A 20,055-nucleotide genomic window follows, 5' to 3' on the forward strand; every position below is an offset into this window, starting at 1 on the left:
CGCCCAGCAGCGACGACGCCGGCATCAGGCCGGCACGGATTTCGGCGAGGAAAGCCATTTTGCTCGGATCACTGCGCAGTATTGTTCAGGAAGTTAACACCGCACGGGACCTGCCCTCGGCGCTGGATATCATTGTCCGGCGGGTGCGCGATGTTATGCAGACCAAGGTCTGCTCGGTCTATCTGCGCGACAAGCACTCCGGCAATTATGTATTGATGGCCACCGAAGGTCTCAACCAGGACGCCGTGGGCCAGGTACATATGGCCCCAGGGGAAGGCCTGGTGGGTAACGTGGCCACCCGCGAAGAGCCCATCAACCTGGAACACGCCGAGGCGCACCCCGCCTACCAGTACTTTCCCGCCACTGGCGAGGAACGGTTTTCTGCGTTTCTCGGCACCCCCATCATTCACCACCGCAATGTACTGGGTGTACTGGTGGTACAGCAGGCAGAGCGCCGCCGCTTTGACGAAGGCGAAGAAGCCTTCCTGGTTACCCTGTCCGCCCAGCTTGCCGGGGTCATCGCCCACGCTGAAGCCACCGGCGCCCTCGCCACCATGGGCCAACAGCGCAACGAAGCCAAATTCGCCGGCCTTGCCGCCTCGCCCGGTATCGCCATTGGCCGCGCGCATATCGTCGCGCCACCTGCCAACCTGGCCACGGTGCCTTTCGCCTGCTCCATGGACGTGGATGCGGAGCTGGCCCTGTTCCAGCAGGCCCTGGCCGCGGCGCGCAGCGAGATCCGCGAGGTGGGCGAGCGCCTCAAGAATGACCTGAACAAGGAAGAGCGCGCCCTCTTCGACGCCTATATCAGCATGCTCGACGACAGCTCCATCGCCGTCGAAGTGTGCGAGCGCATCCGCCAGAAACTCACCGCCAGCCGCGCCTGGGCGGAAGTAATGCTGGAACATGTGCGGCGCTTTGAAGCCATGTCCGACTCCTACTTCCGCGACCGCGCCGCCGATGTGCGCGACCTGGGTGCGCGGGTACTGATGCACCTGCGCCAGCAGGAACAGAGCCAGCGGGACTACCCCGCCAACACCATTCTGATCGGCGAGGAGCTGACCGCCTCGGTACTGGCCGAGGTTCCGCGGGAAAAACTGGCCGGCCTGGTCTCGGTCAAAGGCTCCTCCAACAGCCACGTCGCCATCCTCGCCCGCGCCATGGGTGTGCCCGCGGTAATGGGCGCACAGGAACTGCCCTGGGAGCAGGTCGACGGGGTCGACATGATCGTCGACGGTTACCGCGGCGACCTGCACCTGCAACCGGGCCCCGAGCTCCGGCGCCACTATGAAGCCATCGTCGCCGAAGAGCGCGAACTGGCGCGCAACCTCGACCACCTCGCCAAGCTGCCTGGGGAAACCGCCGACGGCCACCGGGTGCGTCTGTGGGTCAACACCGGCCTGATGGCAGATGTCGTGCGCTCCCTGGAACGCGGCGCCGAAGGTGTCGGCCTCTACCGCACCGAAGTCCCCTTCCTGCTGCGCGACCGCTTCCCCTCGGAGGAGGAGCAGCGGGAGATTTATCACGAACAGCTCGCCGCCTTCGCCCCGCGCCCGGTGACCATGCGCACCCTGGATATCGGCGGCGACAAAGCCCTTACCTACTTCCCCATCGAGGAAACCAATCCCTTCCTCGGCTGGCGCGGCATTCGCGTAACCCTCGACCACCCGGAAATTTTCCTCGGCCAGGTTCGCGCCATGATGAAAGCGAGCCTCGGGCTCGACAACCTGCGCATCATGCTGCCGATGATCACCGGCGTCAGCGAAGTGGAAGCCGCTCGCAAGCTGGTCAACCGCGCTTACGACGAACTGATCGACGAAGGCTACGCCATCAAGCGCCCGCCACTGGGTATCATGATTGAAGTACCCTCCGCGGTGTATCAGGCCCGCGAACTGGCCAAGCGTGTGGACTTTATATCTGTGGGCAGCAACGATCTCACCCAGTACCTGCTCGCCGTAGACCGCAACAACAGTCGCGTCGCCAGTATCTATCACAGCTTCCACCCCTCCGTGTTACAGGCGCTGCTGCAGGTGGTCACCGCCTGTCACGAAACCAGCACCAAGATCGGCATCTGCGGCGAACTGGCCGGCGACCCGGGGGGCGCACTGCTGCTGGTGGCCATGGGCTACGACGTCCTCTCCATGAATGCCACCAACCTGCCGCGGGTGAAAGCGGCCCTGCGGGAAGTCAACAAATCCGACCTGGACCGCTTGCTACAACAGATACTGACCATGGAAAGCCCGGAGCAGATTGAAGAAAAACTGCACGGGTATTTGCAGGATCTGGGGATTGGCGGGCTGGTGCAGCCGCAGAAAGCGGAAGCGAGTTCAGACTCTTAATCTTGCTTTAACAGATAAAGTCAAAAGCGCAGGGGCGGATACCGCGTACAGCCTTGCGAGACCTTCCGCGAGAGGGACCTCGCGGAAGAGCCCCCATGGATGGGTTCACGGCGTGTCTCGCAAGGCTGTACGTGGTAGCCGCGCCGCCACTAAACCAGTTCAGAACGAAAAACGCCGGGCAATTGCCCGGCGTTTTTGTATCAGAGTCGACAGCGAATGATCAGTCGTCGTTCTCTGCCTTGTACGCGTCCGCGTCCAGCAGCTTGTCCAGCTCGCTCTCATCGCTCGGCTTGATCTTGAAGAACCAACCGTCATCGTACGGGCTGGAGTTTACGGTTTCCGGCTCGTCTTCCAGAGACTCGTTTACCGCAATCACCTCACCGGAAATCGGCGCGTAGATATCGCTGGCCGCCTTCACCGACTCAACCACACCGGCCTCTTCACCGGCAGACACCGTCTGGCCCACTTCCGGTGTTTCAACGTAAACCACATCACCCAGCGCATCCTGGGCGTGATCGCTGATACCGACGGTAACCGTGCCATCCTCTTCCAGCCGTGCCCACTCATGGCTGGAGGCGTATTTCAGTTCGCTGCGAATCTCGCTCATGGGTTCTTCCCTCAAATAAGCTCAAAAAAACCTGTAAACAGTGTATTCATTCGTCGGCCAAAAAGCCCAACTCCGTGCTCACACCAACGACTTGCCGTTGCGCACAAAACTCGGTTTCACCACCCGCACCGGAATCAGCTTCTTGCGGATTTCCACCTGTGCGGTATCACCTACCGTCACCGGCACCCGGGCCATCGCAATGGAAAAACCCAGGGTCGGAGAGAAAGTGCCGCTGGTGATGATACCGCGGCGATCACTGTCGTCCACCACAACCTGCTGACCAGCGCGCAGAACACCGCGTTCTTCCAGCACCAGGCCCACCAGCTTGTTTTCCACACCCGCGGCTTTTTCCTGCTCCAACGCCTCACGGCCAATAAACTGGCGGTCTTCCGGTTCCCAGGCGATAGTCCAGGCCATATTCGCCTGCAGAGGCGAAGTATCGTCGTCCATCTCGTGGCCGTACAGGTTCATACCCGCCTCCAGCCGCAGGGTATCCCGCGCCCCCAGGCCACAGGGTGCTACCCCCGCATCCGCCAGCGCGTGCCAGAAGCCTGGGGCATCTTCATTGTTCAGCATGATTTCCAGACCGTCCTCACCGGTGTAACCGGTGCGCGCCACAAACCAGTCGCCGCGGGAGACGCTGTTAAATACCTTCAGACCGTCGATTGCCGCAGTCCATTCGATGCCCAGCACCTGTTTTACCTTACCGATGGCCTCAGGTCCCTGGATGGCCACCATCGCCAGATGCGGGCGCTCGGTCAGAGTTACATCAAATGCCTTGGCCTGCGCGTTCATCCACGCCAGGTCCTTCTCACGGGTGGCACAGTTCACCACCACGCGGTAACCGGGATCGCGCAGGTAAACAATCAGGTCGTCCACCACACCGCCTTTCTCATTCAGCATACCGGTGTACAGTGCCTTGCCCGGGTTGCCATCCAGCTTGGCCACATCATTGGCCAACAGGGTGCGCAGGTAATCGCGGGCACTTTCGCCATCCACATCCACCACGGTCATGTGGGACACATCAAACATGCCGGCGGCCTGGCGCACCTTGTGGTGCTCTTCCAGCTGTGAACCGTAGTGCAACGGCATATCCCAGCCACCAAAGTCCACCATTTTGCCACCCATGGCAACGTGGGCATCGTAGAGCGCGGTTTTATTTCCCATTCTGAGCAGAATCCCGTGTCAGTTATTGTCTATCGAGCATATGCCTGAAAGCCGCGTATTCTAACGGTCGCGTCACCGGGCTTACCAGATGCCGATACTCTGCAAAGACTAGCAGCCGCAGTGAAAAATATGCTTTGCCTGGGGTTCCGGAGCGCAATGTCAGCCGCCGCCGTCTCTCCCGCAGCTGAACAGGCAACGCCCACCGGGCTGGTAATCGAGCGCTCGCTATATAAATATGCGAAAAAAGAACTTTTGGCGCTAAAGGGTTTGCAGTAGCTTTAGCCGTCAAACGAGCCTGAAGGGCTCTGGTTTCACGCTCTCTATTAAAAAATATACCGCTATGGACTGGTCTGGCTGGTTTTCCCTGATTCTCGTTTTCGCCGTACTGGCCACCCTGATCCTCACCCGGGTACACGCTTATCTGGTAATGATGGCAGCGCTCACTCTGCTGAGTGTTACCGGGATATTGTCGCCGGAAGAGGCTCTGTCCGGCTTCAGCAACAGCGGCCTGATTACCGTCGCCGCCATGTTTGTGGTGGCCACCGGCATCCACGCCTCCGGCGGTATCGATATGATGGTGAAGCACCTGCTGGGGCGCCCCAAGACCACCCGCTCCGCCATGTTGCGGGTCTTCGCACCGGTGGTGGCCCTGTCTGGCTACCTGAACAACACCCCGGTGGTCGCCACCATGATCCCGGCGCTCAATGCCTGGGCCAAGCGCATTGATATCGCGCCCTCCAAGCTGATGATTCCGCTCAGCTACGGCGCCATCCTCGGCGGTACCCTGACCCTGATCGGCACCAGCACCAATCTGGTGGTCAATGGCCAGTATCAGTCGATCACCGGCAATGAGGGCTTCTCGCTGTTTTCCATTGCCGCGGTGGGTCTGCCGGCGGCGCTGGTGGGCGTGGCGTTTATGCTGATCTTCTTTCCCCGCTGGCTGCCGGACCGCCGCGAGAAGCAGCCGTTTGGCAACCTGCGGGAATTTACCCTGGAAGTGGCGGTGGACAGCAAGGGGCCGCTGGTGGGCCAGACCGTGGAAGACGCGGGGCTGCGGGGGTTGCGCCGGGTCTATCTGGTGGAAATCGACCGCGACAACCGGGTGATCACGCCGGTGCGGTCCGGAGAAATACTGCGCGGCGGTGATCGACTGGTGTTTGCCGGCGACACCGAGGCCATTTCCGATCTGCTGCGTATGCGCGGCATTGTGCCCTCGGATCACGATCACGACGAGGCGGCGATCAAAGGCAGTTTTGAGCAGCGCAGCCTGGTGGAGGTGGTGGTCTCCCCACACTGCGAAGTGATCGGCAGCACCATCCGCGACGCCCAGTTCCGCAAACGCTACGGCGCCGCGGTGCTGGCAGTGGCGCGCCAGGGGGAGCGGGTTTCCGGCAATCTGGGTAGCACCAGGCTGAAAGCCGGTGACACATTACTGCTGGAGGCGCGCCCGGGCTTTGTACTGCGCCAGCGCTACAGCAAGGACTTCCTGCTGATCAACGATCTGGAAGCGGAGAGTCCCCGTCACGAGAAAGGCCTCACCGCCTGGCTGATTCTGATCGCCATTGTGCTGTCCGCGGGTTCCGGTCTGATCAGTATGCTGAACGCGTCTCTGATCGGCGCCGGCGCCATGCTGGTAACACGCTGTTGCTCGGTCAACCAGGCGCAAAAGAGTCTGGACCTGCCGGTACTGATCACCATCGCCGCGTCCTTTGCCCTCGGGGTCGCCCTGCAGAAAACCGGTGTAGCAGCGATGCTGGCGGAAGGGGTAATTTCCCTGTCTGCCGGCCACCCCTGGCTGATGTTGATTCTGGTGTACCTGTGCGTTTCTCTGCTCACCGAGATGGTCACCAACAACGCGGCGGCCATCATTATGGTACCGATTGTTCTGCAGATTACTGCCAGCGCCGGGCTCAACCCGGAGCCGTTTATGTTTGCAGTGATGATGGCGGCCTCGGCCAGCTTCGCCACGCCACTCGGTTACCAGACCAACCTGATGGTATACGGCCCTGGTGGCTACCGTTTTTCCGATTACCTGAAAGTGGGTATCCCCATGAACCTGCTGGTTGGTGCCGTGACCATTACGGTATTGCTGACCAACTGGAACCTGGTTTTGGGGTGACCGTTAACGGGTCGATCCAGGCACAAATATTTCTGGCGCGGCGGCGCGAGCGGGGTTATAAAGTCCACCCTGTTCAACCCGCTGCGCCTGGCACCATGCCAACTTCCCTTCCTGCGCAGCTTTTGCGGAACCGATCTGTTTGAACGCTGCATTTTCCACTGCGGAACTACTCCCGCAGGCTGATTCCGAGCGCGAATGGCGCCGTGGCCCTGATGGCGACGATCCACTGGACCGCATTGCGTCCGCTCTGCGAGAGACCGGCTACATTGTGCTGCCGGCACCGCTGCCGCCTTCCCTCTTGGGTTCCATGTTGCGGCATTTCCGCTCCATTGACCGCACGCGCTTTCAGTCCGCGGGCATTGGCCGGGAACAGGAGCACCAGCTGAACCAGTTTGTGCGTACGGATGAGATTTTCTGGCTGGACCGTTCCAATCCGGCGGTGGCGGCGTATCTGAGCTGGGCGGAGACGTTGCGACTGGGGCTGAACCGGCGGCTGTTTCTGGGGCTGTTCGATTACGAATGCCACTATGCGCGCTACGATCGCGGCAGTTTTTACAAGAAGCATATGGATGCGTTCAAAGGCACGACCAACCGGGTGGTCAGTACGGTGCTCTACCTGACGCCGAACTGGCAGCCGCAGGATGGCGGTGAATTGCAGATCTATGCACCGGGTTCTGATGAGGTGATCGAGAAGGTGGCCCCGCGGTTCGGGCAGATGGTGATTTTCCTTTCCGAGGAATTCCCCCACGAAGTCCTCACCAGCCACCGCCCCCGCTACAGTGTTACCGGCTGGTTCCGGGTGAACAACAGTCTTGGGGAGAATATCGACCCGGCCCGATAGATCTTCGTAGCCGGTCCTGTGGCGGCGCTGCTACCACCGGCGAGCTTATGAGACACGAGCTGGGCGCCCCCCCTCAACCCATCCATGGGGGCTCTGCAAAAACATCCTGTTTTTGAAGGTCTCATAAGCTCGCCGGTGGTATCAGCGCCTTCGCATAAACCTCTGAGGCACTAATGCACCGCCACTTCCCGAACCATCGCCGCCATATTCGCCGGACGATCAATAGGGAAATCGAGGTGCAGGCGCGCGCTCACATCTTCCGCACTGATCACTCCACGCACGTGGTGGTTGTCGGTATCCACAACCAGGCAATGGCGCTGTCCACTCTGGCGCATGGCGAGCAGTACGTCGCGAATTTTTGCCCCCTGCAACTGGCCAAGCTTCATTTGCTGCAATTGGTTGCGGCGCTGCATTAGATCGCCCACGGTCAGGTCGCCGCGCACATGTCCTGCCGCCACCCGCTGCATAACTCTCTGGTAAGAGACGTCTTCGGCGGTGAGCAGCCCGATAAAATCTCCGCGATGATCCATCACCAGTACCCAGGCCAGGTGGCCGGTGCGTAACACCTGGGCCGCGTCCAGTGCGGAGACCGAGGCGGTGAGTACCGCGGGGTGGTGTTTTTTGAAGTCGGTGACAAATTTCAGTGCGGGCGAGTCCAGGCTCAGTTCGTGAAATTCTTCCGGGAATACCAGTTTGTCCAGGTCTTGCAGGGGAGCCAAATCCAGTTTTTTCATGGCAATACTTCTCTTTTTTTCGGGCGCACGCTGCCGCTGTCGGGGCGGACGAAAAAGTACGCGCGCGTAGCCCGATAATGCATAAGTCATTGAACGCACAGAAAGCGCGGTCAATACCGGTGATTTAAAGGATAAAAAAGAAAGGATTACCGGGCGGGTGGCCCGCGGATGGCGTGTGCGCCAGGGGCTACGGAAAAGATGGGAGATGCAAACACTTTCGCCGGCGCAGCCGCCGGCGTCTGCAAATCGAAAGCGGTCTGAGGGGCAACCGCAGCCGAATCTTTCTCGATCTGTGGCGGTTCGCCGTCGCGCTGCAACAGGACTCGCACGACATTGTCGGCGGAATCCAGCTGCACTCCCGCCGGCTCTGCGCGGCCTTCGGCGCAGAGCAGCAGGGATTGCATCAGTATCAGCAGGATTCCGAAACGCACGCTACAGATCTCTAAAGGGTCTTAAAATTTTCTCGGTAGTCGTTATGCGTCCTGCCCCTATGTTATTCAAGGGGCTTGCGACGAATGGTTTATTTTTTTGGTTTTTCCGACGATCCTTCCTCACCGTCTGGCGCAGGTGGTTCCTCGCCGCCAGTCGCCTGCTGTTTCAATTGATCAACCTGGGCCTTCACCTGCTGCTCCAGTTTTTCCTGTGGCCACTCGTCGTCCTGCTCCTGCTGGGCTGACTCATCCACCCGCAGCCCATGACGCTTGGCACGCAGCCGCCACAGCCGCTTGGCCACCTGCTGTCGATCCGGGGTTTTGTCGGCTTCATCGACAATCTCCTCTCCCAGCAGCGTTTCGAGAATATCCTCCAGTGCAACCAGCCCCTCCAGGCTGCCGTATTCATCGACTACAGCACTGATCTGCACACGGCGAGACAGCATTTTTTGAAACACCTGATAAATGGGTGCGGTTTCCGGCAGCATCAGCAGGTCGCGGCGCAGGTTACGCAGGGTGCCCTCAAGATCACCGCGGGCGTAGGCCTGCAGCAAATCCTGCTTGAGCACGAACCCCACCACCAGATCCGGATCATCCTGTTCGAACACCGGAATACGGGAGAAGCGGCTCTTTTCCACCTGTTCGTAGGCCTCAGCCACCGTCATATTCTGAGACAGGGAAAACACTACCGTGCGCGGCGTCATGACTTCGCGTACCGAGTGGTCGCGCAAAGTGAAGAACAGATTGTGCAGAATGCTCGACTCGCGACTCTCCAGCTGACCTTCCGCCTCGCCAATTTCCGCCATCACGGCAAATTCTTCGCGACTGAAGCCCGTCAGGGTAGTGCCGTGGGCGAGACCGCGGGTCAGCCACTCTGAAAGCCACACAAATGGCTTCAGGATCATGACCAGGTAACGCAGGGTGTAAGCAGTGGTCGGCGCCAGTTGCCGCCAGTAAACGGCCCCGAGGGTCTTCGGAATGATCTCTGAAAACACCAGAATCAGCAGGGTCAGTATGGCGGAAGCAATGCCCAGGTACTGGTTGCCAAAGACCGCCGCCGCCTGCGCACCGGCGCCCGCGGCACCCACGGTATGGGCGACCGTATTGAGAGTAAGAATCGCGGCCAGTGGCGCGTTGATATCCGCTTTCAGCTCGCTCAACAGCTTACCGGAGGCGTGTCCCTCCCGCTCCATCAGCTGAATATAGGGGCGGGTGACACTCAGGATTACCGATTCTGCGATGGAGCACAGAAAGGAAAATCCCAGGGCGACAAGGACGTAAATGATCAGTAGTAGCATTGTCTGTCAGAAAGGTTGCCGGCGATGGTGACTCGCATCATCGGTGTTTTTCGGCGGCGGCGCAAAGTATCGGCTGCCACCTACCAGGCAAAACGCCAGCCCCAGAACAACACCCGCGGCAAAACCACCCACATGCGCGGCATTGGCGATCCCCCCGGGAATAAAATAATCCACCACACCCAGCATACACACCAGCAACCAGACTACCGATAACCACAGCAGTGCCACCGGCACGTCGCGCCACCGGGGCTGCCAGCGCTGAATGACCAGGGCACAGCCGATCAGCGCATAGACCACACCGGACATACCGCCAAACAGATTCTGCGGGGAGGTGTAATACTGTGCGAGATTGGCCGCAGGTGCGCTGATCAATACCAGTACAGTAAACCAAAGAGAACCGGCCCGAGCCTCCAGTGAGCGGCCAACGATCCAGATACCCAGGCCGTTAAACAACGCATGGGGAATCGAAAAATGCACGATTGCCGGCGACCACAGCCGCCAGTACTCACCCTGGGCCAGATGCATACCCAGAGTGCTGCCGGGCAGCGCGCCATTGCCTTTCGGTTGCGGAAAAATAACCAGCGGCTCTGCCCAGCCCTGGCGCAACATAAACCAGCCGATAAAACAAAGCACAATCAGCAGAAGTGACACCGGTGTCTGACGCAGTGGCCACGGCGGAATCACACCGGCAACCGGTGCTGTTACTTCGCCGGTAGCGCCTTCCGGAGTCTGTTGTTGAGGGTGCTGTTGAGAATCTTCCGGGGTGTTTTCCCGAGTGCCCTCCGCGGTATCGCGCTCGTCAGTTGCGCCGGCTTGCGCATTCACAGCGGACGACACCGGCGGAGGCTGTGCAGCGTTATCGTGCACGTGCACACTGACCTGCGCCAGATCGACCGCACCTTCCTGCCAGCGCGCCAGCAGCTGCCGCATGGGATCGACAAGTTGCGGCGCGAGACTCGCCACAACCTGGTGATTGTTTTCTTCGGTAATACGCAGGGGCAATTGATGGCGGCGAATAAAATCTGCCACCGGTGACAGGTCCTGGCCAAGTGGAAAATCGCAAACGGTGATCCAGTGGTTCAAGCAACGCCCTTATTCATCAGTGCTCAGGTAAAAGATGTGGGAGACTCTAACAAAAAACGCGGCCATTGCGCCGCGTTTTTGAAGCTGCTTCCCCGCAGGATTCATACGGACATGGCGCGCATGATGATGCGTTTTTTCAGCATCGGACTCGCGTCTACCATGCTGAGACCCGTATTACGCAGCCAGCGCCAGTGCAGGTCGCCCGCGCCAAACAGCGATTTGAAGGTACTCATCGCCTTGAGCGTGGACGCGTTCTCGCCGCGACGACGGCGTTGATAGCGGGCCAGTACCGAAGCGTGTGCCGGTGAGATATTGCGCTCCAGTGCGCGTCCCACCTCCTCCGCCAGTACCCGGGCATCCATCATGCCCAGATTAACGCCCTGCCCGGCAAGGGGATGAATACTGTGTGCCGCATCGCCTACCAGTACCGCGCCGGGGCCGTAGTAGGCTTCCGCGTGACGGGCGCGCAAGGCAAAGGAAAAACGCTCACCCACGGCTTCGATACCACCGAGACGGCTTTCAAACGCCTTCTCCAGATTCAGGGCGAAAGCCTTGTCGTCCAGCATCACCAGCTCGCGGGCAAGGCTGTCGTCCGCAGACCAGACCACCGCGCAGTGGCGGTCATCGCCCAGGCCGGACAGCGGCAGAAAGGCCAGCGGCCCGGTATCCAGAAAACGCTGCCAGGCAGTATTCTGATGAGACTTTTCACAGCGCGCCACACACACCAGCGCTGTCTGCTGATACTCCACGTCCCGCGTGCGGATACGCAGCAGGTCCCGCACCCGCGAGCGCACACCATCGGCCCCGACCAACAGGCGCGTGGTCAGCACCGGAGCCTGTTCCTCCAGCCCCTCGACCTGCCCGCGATTGGGGTTGCGCGACTGCAGATGCCAGAGGCCGCAATCGCGCCACCAGCTCTCCAGTTTGAAGCCGGTCACCAGATCCACGTTGGGCAGCTCATCGATACGCTGGCGCAGGGCCTGAAGGATTACGTTGTTTTCCACAATATGCCCGAGATTTGGCAGCTTCACATCGCGGCAGTCGAAATACACCGAGCCGGTTCCCTCCGCATCCCACACGCGCATCTGGGTATAGGGGCACTCGCGTTTACCGGCAATCAGTGACCAGGCGCCGGTCTCTTCCAGCAGTTCTCGCGAGGCTTCGGTGAGAGCCACAACCCGCGCGTCGTAAGTGTCGGGACGCACCTGCGGTGTCACCGGCGATGCTTCCAACAGCGAAATCCGCAACTGTGGATAACGCACCGCCAGCAGGGCCGCCTGTGCCATACCCACCATGCCACCACCGACAATGGTTACGTCCATTCGCTGTCTGTTCATACGCAGATCGTCTCCGGAATGAAGAAATATGAAGGTATTGAGTGACCGCTGCATCGGTCATACCGAGAATCCGAACCTTTATAGTGTGCGGCGCGCCTAAGGAGTAATTCCTGCTGCCTGGCGGGCAAATGCTCCACGGCCCGCCGGTGTCAGCGCCAGCCCCAGCAGCCCCAGCTGCCGCAACCCACTGGTCAGAAGACTGCGCGAGGCGAACAGTGGGGGAATCTTGTCGCTGAAGCCGATAGTGAGCTGCTGGTCATGTTGACGTTCGCGCCAATAGGCCTCCAGTAAGTCTAGCTCGCCCGGCCCGCTATGGGCGAAATCCGGGCCTTTCTCCGCCATTGCCCGACCAATGGTACGAGCCAGACCGTCGCAATCCCGCAGTGTCAGATTAAAGCCCTGCCCGGCCACCGGATGCAGGAAGTGGGCACTGTTGCCCACCAGTACCACACCGCGGCGCACCTGTTCACGGGCCAGGGACAATGTCAGGGGATAGTGATGCAATTTGCCCGTGCGAATGATTCTGCCCGCACGCCAGCCGAAGGTACGCTGCAGTTGCTGAATAAATTCAGTCTCCGGCAGTGTCGCCAGAGACGAGTACCCACCGTTCTCACAGGTCCAGACCAGCGCCGCGCGATGCATGCCCGCTCTTTTCGGCAGAGGCAGCAGTGCCATGGGGCCGGTTTCGGTAAAGCGTTCAAACGCGATGCCCCGATGATCTTTTTGCAGCCCCACGGTGGTAACCAGCGCCTGCTGCTGGTAGTCCACCTTTGACGTGGCGATACCGAGGCGTTCACACAGCGCGGAGCCCGCGCCATCGGCGACCACCAGCAGGCGGGTCTGCAGGCGCGCGGTGTTACCCGCACGGGAAACCTCCAGCTCGGCCCCCGGCGCGCGCATGGCTACTGCGCCGACTTCCGCATTATCCACCACCTGCACCGGAGTGTTTTTCAGCGCCCGATACAGCAGTGGGCCGAGCGCGGCGTTTTCGATAACCGCACCGAGCATACCGTCAAAACTCGCGGCTTTTTCCCGCCCCGCATCGAGACTGGCTCCAAGGCTGTGACCGCGATCGGAAACCTGCACCTGGCGGATGGGCGCGGCGAATTCCCGCAGGGACGGCCACAACCCCAGTTGCGAAAAAATCCCCAGGCTGCCGGCTGCGATAGCGGTAGCGCGGGTGTCGAAACTTGGCAGATTGAGCGGCGCATCCACCCCGCCAACCGGCTGACGTTCCAACAGGGTGACGCTCAGCTGCGGGCAGTGATGGGTCAGTAACAGTGCGAGGCTGGCGCCGGCCATACCGCCACCGACAATCGCCACATCCGTCGTCTGCATAGATGCACTCACAGCAGCGCCTCCTGAACAAGGTCACCCGCACGCATCAGATGTTCGATATCGCCAATGGTTTTCGGCGCTGCGGCAGAAAGCACGGTGTTCCCCGTGCGGGTTAACGCCACGTCGTCTTCAATACGAATGCCGATACCGCGGAATTTATCCGGCACCGAGGGCATGTCCACGCCGATATAGATTCCCGGTTCCACGGTCATGACCATTCCCGCCTCCAGCTGTCGCCACTGACCGTGCACCTTGTAGTCCCCCACATCGTGAACATCCATACCCAGCCAGTGGCCCACGCGATGCATGTAAAAAGGCCGATAGGCACCGGACTCGATAAGCCCGGATACTTCCCCCTGGAGCAGCCCCAGGTCCTTGAGTCCCTGCACGATAACTTCCACACTGGCGAGGTGTGGCTGATCCCAGTCATTGCCCGGCGCACACTGCTCGATGGCCGCCAGCTGGCTGGCGAGTACAATTTCATACACCGCTTTCTGCGGCCCACTAAAATGCCCATTCACCGGGATGGTGCGGGTGATATCCGCGGCGTAACCGCGGTATTCACAGCCCGCGTCGATCAGTACCAGGTCACCATTTTTCAGGGCCGCGTTATTGTCGATGTAGTGCATCACCAGAGCATTGCGGCCACTGCCAACAATGCTGGGGTACGCGGGCTCACGGGCACCGGCTGTGGCGAAGGTGTGCAACAGCTCGGCTTCCAGCTGGTATTCGTACAAGCCTGGGCGGCACAACTGCATCGCTCGACAGTGTCCCTGCGCACTGATTTCCGCAGCCCTGGCCATCAGCCGAATTTCCGCGGCGCTTTTGTACAGACGCAGATCGTGCAACAGCGGGTCGAGACTGCGCATCTGCGGCGCGCCACTGCTTCCGGGGGCATTTTCTATAGCGTGTAGATACGACTGCAGGCGCCGATCGAGCTGTGGAAAACGGCCCATGGTGTAGCAGATAAAGTCTCTGCCCTCCAGCAGTCCCGGCAGAATGTCATCGAGGTCGCCGATGGGAAAAGCATCACTCAGCCCGCACTGTTCAGCGGCCTGCTCTGGCCCGAGACGCGGGCCGTCCCACCGCTCTTTTTCTCCATCGCGCTCACGGCAGAACAGCAAGGTTTCCCCCTGAGCCCGCCCCGGAGCAAGCACCAACAGAGATTCGGGTTCATCAAACCCGCTCAGGTAGAGAAAATCACTGTCCTGACGAAATCGAAAATAGGTATCCCGGGAGCGCAGCTGTTCCCGCGCAGACGGCACAATTGCCACGCTGTTTTCCGGCATGGCGTCCAGCAGACGCTGGCGACGGCGGGCGTATTCGGCTTTGGTAATGTTCATTCGCAGACCACGGAACTTGAGTCAGGGAAAAGTCGCTAAGCGCCCCGCGGAGCTTCAGTGCAGGGTGGGCCCGGCAGCCCCATTATCCGCGGCTCCCGGCTTCCGGCCGGCGGCGCTATTGCACTCCACAAAAATATTCAGCGCTCCCATACGCACATATTCCTGCACTTCGAACAGCTGGCGCTCCTGCTCCACATCATTTTCCATACCTTCGGCATCCAGTTGGGCAATCTCAGCCATATCTTTCAATGCCTCACTGCTGGTGGGCAACAGTTCACCGGTATATTTACCGACACCGAAACCATGCAGAAATCCCTCGCACCAGAGGCACAGGGTCTGACCGCGCTCGGCCAGCTCATCGCTGTCGCTCAGCAATGGCTGAAATGAAAAATCTTTATCGGTGAAATCCGCCAGACTCTGGTCAACCAGCGACTGTATTGCGAGGTCGAGATCTGCAGGCACCGCCTCCAGATCGAGAAAATCCGCCGTCTCTTTCTGCCAACGCGACGCACTTGGACGGGCTCCTGCCGCCAGCACACCGCAAATAAATCCATGCAACTCGCTGGGGCCAATGTTGCCGCCGGCGGCGACAATCGGGTTTGCCAGGTCGTCGAACGCGATTTTCTTTACGGGCTTTGCAGATCCAGCGGACATAAACACTCCAAAAACATAGACGCTACGGCAAACGATATGCCGAAAATTTGAACGGCCGCCAAGAATTCGCACAAGTCTCACGGGATAATCCGACGACAACAACCGAATGTGTGATTATTTCACCAAACTGGTGAAATATTGGCTAGGCAACGGCCGGCGCGAACTTGAGTACGCACAAACCGTAATAGTAGGTAATTGACCCTAAAATTCACCGGCAATATAGTAGCGGAATCCCCCGGCTAAGGAACCTTTGTCAGGTTTTTGTCAGGTTAACGGAGCGGGCGGCGCACTGAATACGCAGGAATTATGGACAAGATACAGGCGTTAGAACTCAAGCTGGATACTCTGATCCAACAGTATCAGCAGCTGGCTGCCGATAACCGTGCCCTGCGCGAGCAGGAAGGTCAGTGGCAGGAGGAGCGGCAACGGCTGATTAAAAATAATGAAATTGCCCGCACGCGCGTGGAAACCATGATCAATCGCCTGAAGGGCCTGAGCCAAGAAAACGCATGAGCAGTAAACCCAATCACTCCGTCGCGGTCACCATACTCGATAAAGAGTACCGGGTAGCCTGCGCCGAAGACGAGCAGGCCGGCCTGCAGGCATCGGCAAAACTGCTCAATGAGCGCATGGCCAAGATTCGCAACGGCGGCACCGTGATCGGCGCGGAGCGTATTGCCGTAATGGCGGCATTGAATATCGCCCACGAACTGATCCAGGCCAAAGCCGGTCTGGCGCGCCAGCCAGTGGAAGAACAGATGCTCGACCGCCTGCATGAAAAAGTTCAGGCGGCACTGAGTAAATTCGACAAACCCTGAGTTACACAAATAGCCAATTGCCTTCCCTGAATTCGCTGCAGTTCGCTGCGTTTCGCTCCACTTCAAATGCTTTTTCTTCCATCGCAGTCGGCACCCTTGACGATTGCGAAAAAGACCGTTTTGGCGCGAAAGTGCGTTTAGCCAAGACACGCCTCAAGAGGTATACTGCTTACTCGCCCTGAAGTGTTGGCCAGTTGACTATGTCCTGAGCCGATAATTTCACCCTGGAGGTTCCCAGCGAGTGTTGGTGTGCAAGTCCGCCATGTAGCGGAAAGCCTTATGCATTCCGGGAACCGCCACCTTGAGCCTTACGGTTCAAGGCTATGTCTTCAGCCGCATCTTCGGGGCTCCTAATTCTTGATGCCATGACGGTGGAACCCACACCTCCATGACCGCACCCTCCGCGTCGTTTACGCCCGCATCCAAAGCCCAACTGCGCAAACAGATTCGCACCGCTCGGCGCGGGTTGACGCCGAATCAGCAGCGCCAGGCCAGTCGGCGCCTGTGCCAACGCCTGGCACGCAGCCCGGAAATACGACGGGCACGTCACATCGGCATCTATTGGCCGATGGATGGGGAAATCGATCCGCGCCCGCTGCTGGCCCGCTTTCCGGGCAAGCATTTCTACCTGCCCGCGCTCCCCCGCCCTGGACGCACCACCATGACCTTTATCCACTGGCCCGGAGCACAGCTGCGCTACCGCAACCGCTACGGGATTCCGGAGCCGGTAGTCGGGCGCGGCGCAATCCGCGCCCCGCAGAAACTGGATCTGGTGCTGGTTCCGCTGGTGGCCTTTGATCCCACCGGAGCACGTCTGGGTATGGGCGCGGGCTACTACGACCGTACCTTTGCTTTCAAACATTTGCGCCCCGGGAGCGGTCCGCAGCTGGTGGGCGTGGCGCACCAGTTACAGTGCGTGACTCGGCTGCCGGCCGAAAGCTGGGATATTCCTCTGGCGCTGGTTGCCACGGATCAACGCCTGTACCGCTGCCGCTGACTGACCCGACCGCCGATATTCGGATACAAAAAAGCCGGCCTCTGTTTCCAGAGTCCGGCTTTTTTGCTTGGCATAGAACGCCTGCGGGCGGAGTGGTCAGCGAGTGACCACTCCCTGCTGAAGGGCTGCCGGGACGTCGGCCTCTTCCTGGTCGGAGGAGAACACCTCGGTCAAGCCGCTGCTGCTCAGCAGTACGCCCGCAACAAAGACAACTACTGCGAGTGTCAATGCATCGGGTTTCATGGGGACCATCCTGTAGATCTGAATTCTTGTTGTTTTCGGTATCTTTTTTACGCCTGGTGATCTGCGCCACCAGTGGTGATTTGGACCATCGCCATTCGGAAAGTTCCACAACGCCAGAAATATCTGCGCCGTTGATTTACCGGTCCGAATATGACTACCAAGGGCCAATCACCGGTCAAAAGATACTCGATCAGTGGCCAAATAGTAACCCGTCAAGGGCTTTTTTTTGAGAGATCCCTCACAAATTGAAGACTGCAAGTTAGACAGAGCCAGTTTGGTGATCTACCCATCGCGAATATTGGCGACAGGCGCACATTTCTCTGCCGCATTCAGCCCTTCTGCGCCAGGAAAAAGCGGTACGCCGGGTTTTCCGTCTCATCCCAGAAGGGGTAGTGCAAGCGGTCGAGCAGCGCATTGAGCTCCGCGCGCTCGTCTTCCGCCACTTCCAGCCCCACCAGCACACGGCCGTAAGCGGCGCCGTGGTTGCGGTAGTGGAACAGCGTAATGTTCCAGCGCCCGGCCAGCTGCTCGAGGAAGTTTCGCAAGGCACCGGGGCGCTCTGGGAACTCGAAACGGTACACCACCTCGTTATCCACACCCGGGGCGCGACCACCCACCAGGTGGCGGATATGCAACTTGGCCATCTCGTTGTCGGTCAGGTCCGCGACCTGATAACCGTCGCCCTCCAGCTGGCTCACCAGCTGGGCACGGTCCGCATCGGTGGCAACCTGCATCCCCACGAAGATATGCGCTTCACCGGAATTGGCGTACCGGTAGTTGAACTCGGTAATCGCGCGATCGCCGAGATCGCGGCAGAACTGCAGATAGCTGCCCGCCTTCTCCGGAATGGTCACCGCCAGCACCGCCTCCCGTTTCTCACCGATTTCGGTGCGCTCGCTGATGTAGCGCAGGCGGTCAAAATTGGTATTGGCGCCGCTGCACACGGTCGCCAGGGCCTGGTTTTGCTCGCCACTCTGTTCGGCGTACTTTTTCAGGCCAGCGAGGCCCACGGCGCCGGCGGGCTCGGCGATGGAGCGGGTATCCTCAAAAATGTCCTTGATCGCCGCACAGATCTCGTCGGTAGTCACCGTAATGACACCGTCGATGGTCTCCCGCAGCACCCGATAGGTTTCCTCGCCAATCTGTGCCACCGCCACGCCATCGGCAAACAGGCCTACCTGGGGCAGACGCCCGTCGCGGCTGCCCTGGTCCATGGCGAGTTTGAGACAGGCGGCGTCTTCCGGCTCCACGGCGTACACCTTGATCTCCGGGCGCACATACTTGATATAGGCCGCCATACCCGCGGCCAGACCGCCGCCACCGACCGGAATGAACACCGCATCCAGATGGCCCGGCTGCTGCCGCAACAGTTCCATCGCCACAGTGCCCTGGCCGGCGATCACGTCCGGATCGTCATAGGGGTGGATAAACACCAGGCCGCGCTCTTCCACCAGCTGTCTGGCCAGGGCCGCGGCCTCGTCAAAGGTGTCCCCATGCAACACCACTTCCGCGCCGCGCATGCGCACCGCGTTGACCTTGATCGCCGGTGTGGTGGACGGCATCACAATGGTGGCGCGCACGCCCAGCTGCTGCGCCCCCAGCGCCAGCCCCTGGGCATGGTTGCCGGCGGAAGCGGCAATCACTCCTTTGGCCCGTTGCTCTGGAGGCAACTGCAGGAGTTTGTTGTAGGCGCCGCGAATCTTGAAGGAGAACACGGGTTGCAGGTCTTCCCGTTTCAGCAGAACACGGTTGCTGAGACGATGAGACAGCTGACGCATGGGCTCCAGCGGGGTTTCGATGGCGACATCGTAAATGCGCGCGTCTAAAATGCGCTTGATATAGGACTTGGGCATGACAGAAATCAGCAGCCGATGGATGTTTACAAGCCCGCCAGTCTAATCGCTACACAGCAGCAAAGCCACCAACGAGCCACTTTTGCGCGCAAAAATATTCATTCGCGGGCATTTTGATGGCAAAAATTGCACAAGGACGCATATTTCCTTATGAATCAGGATCAACTCAAGCAGGCGGTCGCCCGCGCCGCGGTGGAATACATCACCCCCATGCTGGAATCCGACACCATTGTCGGCGTCGGCACCGGCTCCACCGCGAACTTCTTTATCGACTATCTGGCGGAGAAAAAGGGCCTGTTCGACGGTACCGTCGCCAGCTCCGAAGCCTCTGCCGAGCGTCTCAAGTCCCACGGCATCCCGGTGTATGACCTGAATGCGGTCGACGGCATCCGCGTGTATGTGGACGGTGCCGATGAGACCAACCCACTGCTGCAGCTGATCAAAGGCGGCGGTGCCGCACTGACCCGGGAAAAAATCGTTGCCGCCTGCTCCGAGGAGTTTGTGTGCATCGCCGACGAGAGCAAGTGGGTAGAAGTATTGGGCAATTTCCCCCTGCCGGTGGAAGTCATTCCCATGGCGCGCTCCTATGTGGCGCGGGAAATCGTCAAACTCGGCGGCGACCCGGTGTATCGCGAGGGTGTGACCACCGACAATGGCAATGTCATCCTCGACGTGCACAATATGCAGATCGCCAAGCCTCTGGAACTGGAGGACGCCATCAACAATATTACCGGTGTGGTGACCAACGGACTGTTTGCCGCGCGCCCCGCGGACGTACTGCTGCTCGGCACCGCCGACGGCGTCAAGACCGTAACGTCCAAGGTCTGACCGGCCCCGAAATCTGTAGTTGCAA

Annotated in this window: 19 protein-coding genes and 1 other RNA gene; 8 read left to right on the plus strand and 12 right to left on the minus strand. The window is 59.9% G+C overall.

Annotated features, from left to right (window positions below; genetic code table 11):
- The first annotated feature begins 59 nt into the window (after positions 1-59).
- A complete protein-coding gene (ptsP, locus tag LRR79_RS00460) occupies positions 60-2,339 on the plus strand; it encodes a phosphoenolpyruvate--protein phosphotransferase (RefSeq protein ID WP_231758482.1) in 2,280 nt (759 codons plus the stop codon).
- 220 nt (positions 2,340-2,559) lie between these two features.
- On the opposite strand, the gene gcvH is transcribed toward ptsP, so the two are convergent.
- The gene (gcvH, locus tag LRR79_RS00465) at positions 2,560-2,946 is read right to left on the minus strand and encodes a glycine cleavage system protein GcvH (RefSeq protein ID WP_231758483.1); all 387 of its coding nucleotides are present in this window, start codon (positions 2,944-2,946) and stop codon (positions 2,560-2,562) included.
- A gap of 78 nt (positions 2,947-3,024) precedes the next feature.
- The gene (gcvT, locus tag LRR79_RS00470; RefSeq protein WP_231758484.1) at positions 3,025-4,113 is read right to left on the minus strand and encodes a glycine cleavage system aminomethyltransferase GcvT; all 1,089 of its coding nucleotides are present in this window, start codon (positions 4,111-4,113) and stop codon (positions 3,025-3,027) included.
- Positions 4,114-4,453: 340 nt separating this feature from the next.
- On the opposite strand from gcvT, the gene LRR79_RS00475 reads away from it, so the two are divergent.
- Positions 4,454-6,232: an SLC13 family permease gene (locus LRR79_RS00475; RefSeq protein ID WP_231758485.1), complete on the plus strand. Its 1,779-nt coding sequence runs from the start codon at positions 4,454-4,456 to the stop codon at positions 6,230-6,232.
- Positions 6,233-6,371: 139 nt separating this feature from the next.
- A complete protein-coding gene (locus tag LRR79_RS00480; protein ID WP_231758486.1) occupies positions 6,372-7,073 on the plus strand; it encodes a 2OG-Fe(II) oxygenase in 702 nt (233 codons plus the stop codon).
- A 170-nt stretch (positions 7,074-7,243) separates the two neighbouring features.
- Here the strand turns inward: LRR79_RS00480 and LRR79_RS00485 are convergent, their stop codons facing one another.
- The 8 genes from LRR79_RS00485 to LRR79_RS00520 all read right to left on the minus strand — a co-directional run bounded on the left by LRR79_RS00485 (position 7,244) and on the right by LRR79_RS00520 (position 15,291).
- The gene (locus LRR79_RS00485) at positions 7,244-7,807 is read right to left on the minus strand and encodes a CBS domain-containing protein (protein ID WP_231758487.1); all 564 of its coding nucleotides are present in this window, start codon (positions 7,805-7,807) and stop codon (positions 7,244-7,246) included.
- Between the two features lie 146 nt (positions 7,808-7,953).
- The gene (locus LRR79_RS00490) at positions 7,954-8,238 is read right to left on the minus strand and encodes a hypothetical protein (protein WP_231758488.1); all 285 of its coding nucleotides are present in this window, start codon (positions 8,236-8,238) and stop codon (positions 7,954-7,956) included.
- An 89-nt stretch (positions 8,239-8,327) separates the two neighbouring features.
- Positions 8,328-9,536 (minus strand): hemolysin family protein, encoded by a 1,209-nt coding sequence (locus LRR79_RS00495; RefSeq protein WP_231758489.1) that lies wholly within the window; start codon positions 9,534-9,536, stop codon positions 8,328-8,330.
- Positions 9,537-9,542: 6 nt separating this feature from the next.
- A complete protein-coding gene (locus tag LRR79_RS00500) occupies positions 9,543-10,619 on the minus strand; it encodes a rhomboid family intramembrane serine protease (RefSeq protein WP_231758490.1) in 1,077 nt (358 codons plus the stop codon).
- Between the two features lie 101 nt (positions 10,620-10,720).
- Positions 10,721-11,956 carry a UbiH/UbiF/VisC/COQ6 family ubiquinone biosynthesis hydroxylase gene (locus LRR79_RS00505; RefSeq protein ID WP_231758491.1) on the minus strand — a complete coding sequence of 412 codons (1,236 nt, stop codon included), beginning with the start codon at positions 11,954-11,956 and terminating at the stop codon, positions 10,721-10,723.
- A gap of 96 nt (positions 11,957-12,052) precedes the next feature.
- Complete coding sequence (locus LRR79_RS00510; protein ID WP_231758492.1) at positions 12,053-13,306, minus strand: FAD-dependent monooxygenase; 1,254 nt, start codon at positions 13,304-13,306, stop codon at positions 12,053-12,055.
- The gene (gene pepP, locus LRR79_RS00515; protein ID WP_231758493.1) at positions 13,303-14,637 is read right to left on the minus strand and encodes a Xaa-Pro aminopeptidase; all 1,335 of its coding nucleotides are present in this window, start codon (positions 14,635-14,637) and stop codon (positions 13,303-13,305) included. Before pepP ends, LRR79_RS00510 begins: the two co-directional genes overlap by 4 nt.
- Before the next feature lie 54 nt (positions 14,638-14,691).
- Positions 14,692-15,291, minus strand: coding sequence for a UPF0149 family protein (locus LRR79_RS00520; RefSeq protein WP_231758494.1), 600 nt, complete (start codon positions 15,289-15,291; stop codon positions 14,692-14,694).
- 306 nt (positions 15,292-15,597) lie between these two features.
- On the opposite strand from LRR79_RS00520, the gene LRR79_RS00525 reads away from it, so the two are divergent.
- The 4 genes from LRR79_RS00525 to LRR79_RS00540 all read left to right on the plus strand — a co-directional run bounded on the left by LRR79_RS00525 (position 15,598) and on the right by LRR79_RS00540 (position 17,106).
- The gene (locus tag LRR79_RS00525; protein WP_231758495.1) at positions 15,598-15,804 is read left to right on the plus strand and encodes a TIGR02449 family protein; all 207 of its coding nucleotides are present in this window, start codon (positions 15,598-15,600) and stop codon (positions 15,802-15,804) included.
- Positions 15,801-16,109 (plus strand): cell division protein ZapA, encoded by a 309-nt coding sequence (locus tag LRR79_RS00530; protein ID WP_231758496.1) that lies wholly within the window; start codon positions 15,801-15,803, stop codon positions 16,107-16,109. Before LRR79_RS00525 ends, LRR79_RS00530 begins: the two co-directional genes overlap by 4 nt.
- A gap of 172 nt (positions 16,110-16,281) precedes the next feature.
- Positions 16,282-16,461, plus strand: a non-coding RNA gene (ssrS, locus tag LRR79_RS00535) — 6S RNA.
- A 36-nt stretch (positions 16,462-16,497) separates the two neighbouring features.
- Positions 16,498-17,106, plus strand: a complete 609-nt coding sequence (locus tag LRR79_RS00540) for a 5-formyltetrahydrofolate cyclo-ligase (protein WP_231758497.1) — start codon at positions 16,498-16,500, stop codon at positions 17,104-17,106.
- Positions 17,107-17,202: 96 nt separating this feature from the next.
- On the opposite strand, the gene LRR79_RS00545 is transcribed toward LRR79_RS00540, so the two are convergent.
- Together LRR79_RS00545 and ilvA are read right to left on the minus strand one after the other, a co-directional pair.
- Positions 17,203-17,349 carry a hypothetical protein gene (locus tag LRR79_RS00545; RefSeq protein WP_197023877.1) on the minus strand — a complete coding sequence of 49 codons (147 nt, stop codon included), beginning with the start codon at positions 17,347-17,349 and terminating at the stop codon, positions 17,203-17,205.
- Between the two features lie 329 nt (positions 17,350-17,678).
- Positions 17,679-19,202: a threonine ammonia-lyase, biosynthetic gene (gene ilvA / locus LRR79_RS00550; protein WP_231758498.1), complete on the minus strand. Its 1,524-nt coding sequence runs from the start codon at positions 19,200-19,202 to the stop codon at positions 17,679-17,681.
- 150 nt (positions 19,203-19,352) lie between these two features.
- On the opposite strand from ilvA, the gene rpiA reads away from it, so the two are divergent.
- Positions 19,353-20,030, plus strand: a complete 678-nt coding sequence (rpiA, locus tag LRR79_RS00555; protein ID WP_231758499.1) for a ribose-5-phosphate isomerase RpiA — start codon at positions 19,353-19,355, stop codon at positions 20,028-20,030.
- The last annotated feature ends 25 nt before the right edge of the window (positions 20,031-20,055 follow it).

The organism is Microbulbifer elongatus (assembly GCF_021165935.1).
In the GTDB taxonomy this organism is placed as follows: domain Bacteria; phylum Pseudomonadota; class Gammaproteobacteria; order Pseudomonadales; family Cellvibrionaceae; genus Microbulbifer; species Microbulbifer elongatus.